The organism is Autumnicola edwardsiae, assembly GCF_031846505.1.
GTDB lineage: Bacteria > Bacteroidota > Bacteroidia > Flavobacteriales > Flavobacteriaceae > Autumnicola > Autumnicola edwardsiae.
Map to the genome: position 1 here is coordinate 1 of NZ_JAVRHP010000122.1, position 7763 is coordinate 7763.

Consider the following 7763-nt stretch of genomic DNA (forward strand, 5'->3'; position numbering starts at 1 on the left):
TGAAATACCAGCTCATATTTTTCAGGAAAATATCCCGCTTCAATGCTGGCTTCATATTCTTTTGTTCTCAAATCGTGATAAGTGCTGTCTTCAGTATTCCGAAGGTAAATTTCCATTTCTTCAGGGATATTCTCCAGTTCCGCAATTTCAATTTTAAATTCTCCTTCTTCAGCAGTTACAAGGCCAACCGGAAGAACCTGTTCAAGATCAAAATCTGCAACAGCCTGTATAACAAACTCGCCTCCATTGATCACCCAGAACATATCTTCGGCATTATAATCCATCATTGGGGCGTCGTAGCCAAGATCAAATCCGTTTGTCGCCAATGAATCTGCAGCCACTAAAAGCTGGCGATGATAACCTTGTGGAGAGGTAAAGTTTATCCTGATTTTCTGCCTGCCATCTTCCGGATCGCTGATTTTTGATTCCTGCTGCGGATAGATTGGCCGCAAAAACTGGGAATTTCCATTGGAAGGATGTTTTCTTCCATACAAACGTTGATTGTTTTTAAAGAGGACGTCCCCCCCGTGTACATTAATATCCTGTGCCACAGTCTGATCCAGGATGGTGTTAATGAAAAAGCCCTGACCGGCAGGAATTGCACTTTTTGGCTTTTTTGAACCACCATGGTTACCGCTGTTGTTTATCCTGCGGTCATTGGAGACCCCGGGCACTCCTCCAGTGAGGTTGTATGCGGCATATCCACCAACATATTCTGCCAGTACATGTGTGTTCTCCTCTCCAAAATGATCCCAGAAATAAAGTGTTCCGTTAAAAACGTTTTTATTGTTCCGGCCGCCATTCACATCCCGAAGGTTGTCGAGGATAAATTCCCTTGCACTTATGGCAGAGGGGTAAGGGTTTCCGACCAACCGGTTTTCATAATCTGAAATTTCTATGCTTATAGTCCCGTTATTCGGTTTTCCCTGGAAAACATAATTCTGAAGATCACTAATACTTGCCGATCCTGATGGCCCTTTCATTGTATAACCGTTACCGCTAGGAAGTTGTGAATTGGCATTTATTTGTTTCCAAACTCCATAAGCATCGGCTGTGCCATGGAATATATTCAGCCAGTACGAACTAATTCTTAAATTTTCGGAATAATTTCCGTCAGCAAATGTGTGGCTGCCACCAAAGGTGATTTCTTTGGGATTTTCTGCATCGCTTCCGTCCCTAAGTACAGAAGCAATAGTAAATCCAGAATTGTTTGCAGCTCCGGTTTTACTTACAGGAGAACTCCAGTAATTGTAGTTATAGCTGTTTTTTGTTCCTTGCTGATCTTTTTGAATATACCCGCTGCTTGTAACATCCAGAATACTTCCTTCGCTCTGGATGAGTTGTGACTCCCCGTTAAGATCAATAAATCCGTCGAGTTTTAAATAATGAGTAATCGTGAGTGCGTTTCCAGTGCCAATCCCGTTCCCGTTGGCACCTGCACCATGGTCTCCCAGCATGTTAAAAGTTCCGTTTTCAGAAAGGAGTCCGAGTACGGTAATACTGTTTTTGTTGTTGGTGGTAGCCGGATTTTCAACATTATGGGCAAGTTTCACAATGTTCCAGTCAATTTTAGTGGACCTGTCAAGGCCGGTGCTGTTTGGTGGTTCCCATACATCGGAATGTAGCCAGGTTGTGCTTTCAAACCATTCTCCGTTTTGGTTGGAGATGTAGGGAAGAGGAGCGCTGTTCTCCTGCATTAAATCAATATTTTTCAGAAGTCCGTGGGCATTGGGTGCGGTGTAGCCCAAGTTATCTGTATATCCATTGGCGATAAGCTCTTGTTCGGCCAGGAGTTGATAATATCCAACCAGGTTTTCCCATTTTTGATTGTACCATCTTTTTGAGGATTCATCAACACCTTCGGGATAATATAAGTTGTAACCGTTATTATCTTTTAAATAACTTCCCTCAATATTACGGTGCGCAATTATTTCGCCATCTACTGGATCTGAAGGATTGGGATTATTAGTAGTTTTTATGCGCTGATTCATCATAAAGCGGATTTCACCTTCAGAAATAGCGGTATTCCAAACCCGAAGTTCTTCAATATAACCGGCAAAATTATTTTTACTTCCACTTAGCGAAGAGGCGTATGCCGCTCCAATTATAGCAGGTGCGCTATTGTTTACAACAGCATTAGAGGAAATGTTGGAACTGGTTTGAATCTCAATCCCATCCACATATAATTTTAATTGCTGCCCGCTGTAAACTCCGGTAACATGGTACCAGCGGCTTGTTGTTAACTTTCGTGCAGAAGTCACACTTCGGCTCCCAACCCTAAATACCGGTGAACCGTTATTGAGAATAAGATCGTAGCCGGAATTTAGATTGTCTTCTTCTCTCTTGGAAAAAATAGTTCTGGTTCCGGAAAGGTCATTTGGTTTAACCCAGGCTTCAATGGTAAGATTGCTGTTTTGCATTCCGTAATGGTCCCCCAGATCTACAAAATCGTCCTGACCATCAAAATTTAACTGACTGCAAGCAGGCGGAAATTTAATAACAAGAGGATCTGATGGCACCGAGCAATTCTCATTGACAGAGGAGTTTACCGTCCAGGTTAGGGTATATTCCAGGCCGGGTTCTCCGGTAAATGTGGTATTAGGCTGAGAGGCATCGCCAAGTAATTCTGTTTGTCCGCCATTATAGCTCCAACTACCTGTTCCCAATTCCGGATCTATTGGAGTAGCCGATAGCCAGATGGTTTTAACACCACAATCCAGGTTTGCAGGTGCTTCTCCGGCATTAATTTCCGGAGGGGTAATGGTTGTAAAGGATTCTACAACGGCATTACAGTTTTCTGAAGTATTTATAAGAAAAGAATAAGCAGTACCGCCCTGAAGTCCGCTAAATATAAAGAGTTCATTCTCTATTTCATATTGAAAATTTTCTTCTTCCAAAATAACTTTATCACCCGCCGCGTTTAAAATTTCTACGGAATAAGGAATATTTTCAGGATCTATTATTTCCCCCTCAAATAGACCGCCGCTAACAGGAATAGCTACTACTGCGCTATATTCATCATAACATGAAGCTTCCTCTAACTGTACCGGGGAACCTACAACAAGTTGTTCCGGTTCCAGAATGGTTATGGTATCAGATACTGCAGTACATGCCTTTTCATCTTTAATAGTGACCCAATAAGTCCCTGCTGTTAAATTGGTAGCGGTTTGGGTAGTTTGCCCGTTGTTCCATTCAAAACTGTAAGAACCACTTCCACCCGAAACCATAGCAGCAATTTCCCCATTATCCTGTCCAGAACAATTAAGATTTTCTGATTCCAGATTTACTACAGGGTTGCCATTAACGGTGACCTGAACTTCATCTATACAGCCAGTTTCAGAAGAAAAGGTAAAGGCGATGGTATCGCCTGCCTCAAAAGTATCGGCAGTATAGGTTGCTGTAAATAAATTGCTTTCTTCGTCATATCCTGTAGGTATTTCTACACCATCCAAATACCAGGTTCCTGAAATTTCTTCCTGGCCGCTAATGTTTGCGGCAAGCGGAATTCCGTTTTCAACTGCTTCTGTTGCGCATATTTCAAAATCTTCCCCTGCATTTATTGCCGGTATTTGCACTGTGGTGCTTTTTGGTGCTATGTCACAGCCATAAAAATCTGTGATTTTGAGGGAATATTTTCCGGCCATTGCAGGAGTGGCTTCGGGAATTTCAAGTGTAAGTGCTTCGGCAAGTTCTTCATCTGTAGTGGCGGTAACAGCGTGCTGGAAATTGTCTGGGCCTGTCCAGTCTAAGGTGACTGGTAGACGACCTCCTTCTGTGATTTCGGTTTCCAGGTAAATGGTTTCCCCTTCGCAAATAGTTTGATCTTCAGGAACATTGAATTCGAGGTTTACTGCACTTAATTCAGCAAAAGAGATATCGTCTATTCCAAAGTCGTTCCCTTGATCATAATCATTGTCATTTATGATTTGTAACCTGGCTTGAGTGTAGGAGCCGGAATTCCAAAAAGTTGGGCTGTAAAACTGAAGCCATTCTCCGGCAGGTAAACCGCGGTTATTTTCCTCATCCCATAAATCCCCCAGAGTAGATTCCGCAACTTTCACTTCAGTACCATTGGCTGCTTTTGCTAAAACCAGTATCCGTAATTGGGCAAAATTTCGTTTCTCAGTTACATAATCCGTATCAATATTCATGGTCCATGCACTAAAATAGTAATCTGTATTTTCCTTCACTTCAAAAAGATCAGTTTCCCAAACCACTCTTCCTAAATTTGTATCTCCATTTACAATCATGAAATTACCTGTGCCCGAGGTGTGATCACCATTATCATCAAAAGCATGGTGGTATTTATTGGAGTCGTCATCTATTGCATATATACCTTCCTCATAAAATTCGGTTTGGTGGCTTGGATCATTTTGTACAAAGCGGTAGGCGGTATTAAAGCCTTCCCTTGGATCTTCGGATTCAAAATCCCCGTTAGTTATAAGGTTTCCGGAAAGATTTAAGGTTGTAGAATTTGAACATCCGTTTTTCCAGACCTTTAATGTATATTCTTGTGCGGTATTAACTTCAATAGATTTGGAATCATCAATAAATTCTCCTGAAGATGTCCATTGGTATTCATCATAATCCTTATCTGCAGATAGTAGTATGGTGTTGGATTCGTCGGAATAGCAATAATTTGCGTTTATCTTTGGCTGGGGGGTTTCCTTCATTTTTACAGTTACAGAACTGGTGCCATCACATTCAATACCATCATAAGAATAGGTGGCGGTAAATACAGTTTCTCTATTTATAGGACCAACAGATTTTAAGTTTGCTGTATTGTTTGGTGTACTATAAGACCAATCCGGGTCTGTAGATGAAGTCCAGGTAATTTTTGGACCGGAACTACCTTCACCTTCTATTTTTACATTACTGATTGCCCAGAAATTTTCGCCGGAATAGTTATTACTAAATGCAAAACGAAGTTTTACATTAGGATGATTACCTTCAATAGTTATTTGCTGACCGTTTGGTGTCCTACCTTCAACGAACTCACTTTTAGATCCTAAAAACCCTTGATATGAAACTCTTGTAGTCCATGTATTCCCTCCATCAAAAGACACCTGAAGTTCTGCTTTCTCTCCATTAGGATTATCTCCATTTCTATATGCGTGCTGAAAAGAAAGGGTTACATTGGAATAACCTACGGTGCTAAAGCCAGGGCTCACTAAAGACGTATTTTGATGAGGCTTATATAAGCTGGGTGTCGCAATACCAAAGAATGGATTATTCCCAGACGGATAACTAAAATAATGCAATCCATAATACCTGTTATTTGGATTTGGTCCATCTCCATTAGGATAATTGTCCCTATAACCGGGATCACCATTATTAATAACTCCCCATTGAGTTTCAACGTTGTTTGTAGTACTTTTTGGTGTACGCCATTTATTACGGTCATTTGGATTTGAAAAATCCCAGGCTTCAATAATACCAGTTTGTGGTGCTTGAGATGTTTCACCGTCTCCCAGTCCTTCCGGAATATCGGAGGTAGAGTATAAATCTACAAAGCTCCCTCCCGGGCAAATTTCGATCTGTTCGCTTTTATCAGAACTTCCTTCCAGAGCTAGTTGTGTTTCTACTATTGGTGCGGGTTGTACTAGCACAGGTATATCATAAGGAGTAGGGTTGGAACAGGTTGAAGCATCTACATAGATTTTATAGAAAACAGTAATAGGTTCTGAAGTAGTATTTACTAATCGTTCATTAATTGCTCCAGTTCCATTTCTAGCAGAATTATCTATGCCCTGAACAAATCCACGTTCCCAGCGGAAATTTGCACCCGGTGCTGTACTTTGCGGAGTGAAACTAAAGGAATCTCCTCCACACATTATAAAAGGAAGTTCATCTTCCGGGGGTAGATTGCTCAATTTGGGTGCAGGATATACCTTAACTTTTAATTCTTCCTCTGTAATACAGTTATCTGCAGAAGTAAGTTCTATCAGGTAAGTAATTTCAATAGGGTTATTGGAGGTATTATTTAATGTTTCTGTAATGTCTCCTGTACCGGAACTTGTAGAGTTATCCGAAATATCTCGATGTGCTACCCTTCTCCATGCAATTGTATCAGTGTTGGTTGTGGAAAATTCATAGTCAAAAGCTTGTTGGGAGCAAGCTTCCACTGCTCCTGAAGGAAGGTTAACCTGTGGTGATGGATTTACGGTGATGGATTTGTTTGTTATACAACCGGCTGTATTTTTCCCGCGTAACACATAAGAACCTGCTTCTACACTTCTCGGGTTTTGAACCTGAATGTCATTTTTCCAATATGTAAAGTTGAGACCAGTGGTAGAGCCTTCTGCCAATTCTAATGTAGTAAGGTCTGTTGGGGAGCAGAGTGCTTCAGCATTTTTAAAATCAATTACAGGAAGCGGATTTACCACAACATTAACCGGAATTGTAGCTCCCACACACCCATCTGCTTCAGGAGTAATTCTATAGGTTACCGTTTGTGGTTGTAAAGTGGTATTTATGAGCTCCTGTTCTATTATACCGTTCGCATTCAGGCTGCCATCAGTAGCACCTTCCACACCACCAGGTGCATTTATTGTCCAGGTGTAGCTGGTATTTGCTACCGGTCCTGTTAACTGAATATCTGTAATTTCTCCGGAACATATATTACCTGTAAACGACGTGTTCACTACCGGACTGGGTTTTACCGTTACCGGAATTTCAACAGCGTCTCCTGTACAACCGTTTGCTATTGGGGTAATAACGATAGTTGCGGTAACAGGAGCATTGCTGTTATTTGCAGGTGTAAAAGCCGGAATTTCAGTGACATTTGCTCGATTGGAAAGTCCGATGGACGAACCTCCTGTAATATCATAAGTTATCCCGCTAAAATTTCCTTGTAAAGCAATTGGCGTTGCAGTTGAAGCACCATTACAAAGTTCAGGGAATTCAGGAACTGTAAGAACCGGGTCCGGCTTAACTGTAATTTTAAAAGTTTGTATTTCTCCCACACAATTATTTGCTGCAGGAGTAAGGCTTATTTTAGCTATAATATTTTGTCCCGTAGTGTTTTGTGCAGTAAAAGAGGCAATATTTCCGATACCTGAAGAAGCCAGCCCAATATCAGGATTATCATTTTCCCAGCTTACACTAGTGCCGTCTACTGAAAAATTAGAAAGATTAATCTCATTTATTGGTGCTCCGGTACAAACCTCGATATCATTAGGCACGGTAATGGTTGGGGTTGGATTAACAGTGATGCTAAAGCTGATGCTTTCCCCTTCGCAGTTATTCGCTACCGGGGTGACAACAAACTCTGCAGTGATAATCTCATTTGTGGTGTTTCTTGCTTCAAATGAGGTAATTTGATCACTCCCACCGGCAGGGGCACCTATTGTGGTATTATTGCTGGTCCACTGGTAGGTTGTCCCTTCTACTGAGCTTCCGAGGAAAGTTATAGCTGAAATAATTTCGCCGTTACAAACTACAATATCGTCTACCGGATTTACAGTCGGTTCAGGAATAATAATTTTTTGAATGGCCGTAGTTGCATTTTCTGAATCATCGGTAAACGTCCAGGTAATAGTATAAGTCCCAAACCTGTCATACTGCAACGGATCATCGGTGGTTCCGGTAATTTCACCATCACAATTGTCTGTGGTTGTGGGGATTTCAACATCTTCTCCACAGCTCCAGGTAATATTTTGAAGTGTTGGAGTTACTGGTTTTATATTATCCTCAACAGTAATTGTAGCATTTTCTGAAGCTGAATTTTCATTAACATCAGTAACGGTAAGGGTAATTGTATT

The 7763-nt window shown here is 41.2% G+C and carries 1 protein-coding gene; it reads right to left on the minus strand.

Annotation, left to right across the window (positions count from 1 at the left end):
- On the minus strand, nucleotides 1-7763 hold a 7763-nt coding region (locus RM529_RS15250), incomplete at both ends, for a DUF8693 domain-containing protein (protein WP_311485614.1).